Raw genomic sequence first — 3366 nt, 5'->3', positions numbered from 1 at the left:
AATCAGGTTTCACAGACGAAAGTGATAAGTTAACATAAAAGTTATAAAGGAGGCATAAAAAATGAAAACAGTATATGTAAAAAGCTTATACAGAGATACTGAAAGCTATGCAGGAAAGACTGTAACAGTGGCAGGCTGGATAAGGAACATAAGGGTATCAAAGAATTTTGGCTTCATAGAACTCAATGACGGTAGCTTTTTCAAGAGTGTTCAAATCGTATTTGGTGAAGAATTGGAGAACTTTAAGGAAATTTCTAAACTAAATATAAGTTCATCTCTCTATGTGGAAGGTCAACTGGTGCTTACTCCGGAAGCCAAGCAGCTTTTTGAGATAAAAGCAGAGAAAATAGTAATAGAAGGTTTGTCTTCACCGGAATATCCTTTACAAAAGAAGAGACATACCATGGAATACTTAAGAACCATTGCTCACTTGAGACCAAGGAGCAACACTTTCTCTGCCGTATTCAGGGTAAGGTCTTTGGCAGCCTTCGCGATACACAAATTCTTTAACGAAAGAGGATTTGTGTATGTCCATACCCCTATTATTACCGGCAGCGATGCTGAAGGTGCAGGAGAAATGTTCAGAGTAACCACATTGGATATTGACGACCCACCAAGAACAGAGGATGGAAAAATTGACTACAAGGAAGACTTCTTCGGCAAGGAAACAAATCTCACAGTAAGCGGTCAGTTGGAAGCAGAAGTATACGCTTTAGCCTTTAGAAATGTATATACCTTCGGGCCAACTTTCAGAGCTGAGAATTCCAACACTGCAAGACATGCGGCAGAATTCTGGATGATTGAGCCTGAAATAGCCTTTGCAGACTTGGAAGACAACATGCAGTTGGCAGAAGATATGATGAAGTATATTATAAGCTATGTATTAGAGAACGCTCCTGAGGAAATGGCATTCTTTAACCAGTTTATAGACAACACTTTGCTGGATAGATTAGAAAACATAGTTAACTCTGAGTTTGCCAGGGTTACTTATACAGAGGCAGTAGAATTGTTGAAAAAATCCGGTAAAGAGTTTGATTATCCTGTTGAGTGGGGTATAGATCTCCAGACAGAGCATGAAAGATATCTGACAGAACAGATATTTAAAAAACCTGTGTTTGTCATCAACTATCCAAAGGAAATAAAAGCCTTCTACATGAGGCTCAACGATGACAACAAGACTGTAGCAGCCATGGATCTTCTGGTGCCGGGTGTAGGAGAAATTATCGGAGGCAGCCAGAGAGAAGAAAGATATGATGTCCTAGAAAAGAAGATTGAAGAATTCGGACTTAAAAAAGAAGACTACTGGTGGTATATGGAGCTTAGAAAGTACGGCGGCACCAAGCATGCCGGATACGGATTAGGCTTTGAAAGAATGATAATGTACTTAACGGGCATAGGCAACATCAGAGATGTCATACCTTTCCCAAGAACAGTAGGAACAGCAGAATTTTAATATTGTATCTCACAGAACCGCTCCCTAAGAAGCATTGGGAACGGTTCTTTTTGCTTCATAAAAAATTTTGCAAAGCAAACAACTGTGGTATAATGTGGATATGATGTATTTTTTAAGCAAATGTCATGTTTGAGTTTATTAATCTAATTATGTAAAGAGTATATCCATATATTATCTTTGAAGGGGGAGTGAGAAATGAGATTATTTATATGCGACTTAGAAAGTAAGGATTTTGAAAAATTAATTCCTGAGCTGCCGGACGATGCCAAGGTTATTTCATATGATGAGAACATACATCATTGCATGGGGTGCTTCGGATGCTGGATAAAAACACCTGGAGCCTGTGTAATACGCGATAAGTATGGAGATATGGGTGAGTACTTGTCAAAATGTGAAGAGGTAATTATTATAAGCAGGTGTTGCTATGGTGGATTTAGCCCATTTGTAAAAAATATATTGGATAGAAGTATTTCTTATATGCACCCTGATTTTGTAATTAAGAACGGAGAGATGCATCATAAGCGACGATACAAAAATGTAATAGAGCTTCATGTGTATTTTTATGGTGAAAATATAACAGAAAAAGAGAAATTGACTGCACAAAAACTGGTGAAATCCAATTCTTTCAATCTGGATTGCAATGCTGGGAGAGTGTCATTCTTCAAAAGCATTAAGGAAATGGAGGGACAGATACTATGAAAATAGCTTTTATATACGGAAGTCCCAAAACGAAAGATAGCGCCTCAGCTTCATTATTACAGGAACTGAAACCTTTTTTGCAGCAAGATGGTATTACAATTTCAGATTATAATTTTAACAAGCCTTTATTAAATGAAGAAGAGATGGAGCAATTGAAAGATTATGATGCTCTTGTATTTGGTTTTCCATTATATGTAGATGGAATCCCATCTCATCTGCTAAATTGTCTTACTCAATTAGAAACATTTTTTGCATCTTTAAATGAAAAAGATATTAAAGTTTATTCAATAGTGAATTGCGGATTTTATGAAGGTCATCAGAATAAGCTGGCAATGGAAATGATGGAGAATTGGTGTTCAAAAGCAGGGCTTAAGTGGGGACAAGGACTTGGGATTGGCGGAGGAGGAATGATGACGGCGATAAAAAATGTTCCAATTGGGCAGGGACCAAAGAAGAGTCTGGAGATGCCATTCAGGCAATTAGCAAATAATATATTGAATGGTGCCTCAGATGAGAATATATTCATCTCTCCAAGTATTCCAAGATGCTTATATAAACTTGCTTCAGAAATGGGATGGAGAAAATCCACAAAAGCAAACGGACTGAAGACAAAAGATTTGTCTGCCAGAAAATAAGAATATGGAATGATTGCAATTTTTTATACCATAGACGAATGTTTGTTAACTTCTTAAGTCAAGGGAAGGTGAAAAAATGGATAAAGATATGGAATTGAAGATAATAAGGAATTTTCAATCCAGGAATATAGAAGCGGCATTTTTTGAAACCTTGGAAGAGGCTAAAGATAAAATAATGGAATTGATACCTGCAACTTGTTCAGTTGGCATTGGAAACTCTCAAACTTTGAAGAAGATGAATATTTCAGAGCTGTTGAGAGAAAGGGGAAACATTGTATTTGACAAAACACAGGCCCAAAGCCAGGAAGAAAGTAAAGAGATTAAGAAAAAGTCTTTATTGTCTGATTGGTATATTACAGGTACAAATGCAATTTCAGCAGAAGGTCATTTAGTAAACATAGATCACAGTGGAAATAGAGTAGCAGCAATGATATATGGACCCGATAATGTAATAGTTGTAGTAGGAAGAAACAAGATATGCGATACACTTGATGATGCAGTACATAGAGCTAGAAGCATATCAGCTCCGTTGAATGCTAAAAGAGCCGGATATAATCCACCATGCTTGGAATTGAAAAA

General features: G+C 37.0%; 4 protein-coding genes. All 4 read left to right on the top strand.

Features of this window, described 5'->3' with window-relative positions:
• Nucleotides 1–61: 61 nt before the first annotated feature.
• Entirely contained in the window at nt 62–1453 is a 1392-nt protein-coding gene (asnS, locus tag ACESM9_RS15180) for an asparagine--tRNA ligase (RefSeq protein WP_373000639.1), read from the top strand.
• A gap of 195 nt (nt 1454–1648) precedes the next feature.
• Nucleotides 1649–2152 carry a flavodoxin family protein gene (locus ACESM9_RS15175; protein ID WP_373000636.1) on the top strand — a complete coding sequence of 168 codons (504 nt, stop codon included), beginning with the start codon at nt 1649–1651 and terminating at the stop codon, nt 2150–2152.
• Entirely contained in the window at nt 2149–2787 is a 639-nt protein-coding gene (locus ACESM9_RS15170; protein ID WP_373000633.1) for an NAD(P)H-dependent oxidoreductase, read from the top strand. Before ACESM9_RS15175 ends, ACESM9_RS15170 begins: the two co-directional genes overlap by 4 nt.
• A gap of 76 nt (nt 2788–2863) precedes the next feature.
• Nucleotides 2864–3366 (top strand): lactate utilization protein (locus ACESM9_RS15165; protein ID WP_373000630.1); only part of this gene is annotated, 503 nt, incomplete at its 3' end.

Origin of the sequence: Lutispora sp. (assembly GCF_041687175.1) — a bacterium.
Taxonomy (GTDB): Bacteria; Bacillota; Clostridia; order Lutisporales; family Lutisporaceae; genus Lutispora.
Note: the sequence above shows the minus strand (reverse complement) of the source record. Positions and strands in the feature narration are given on the sequence as shown.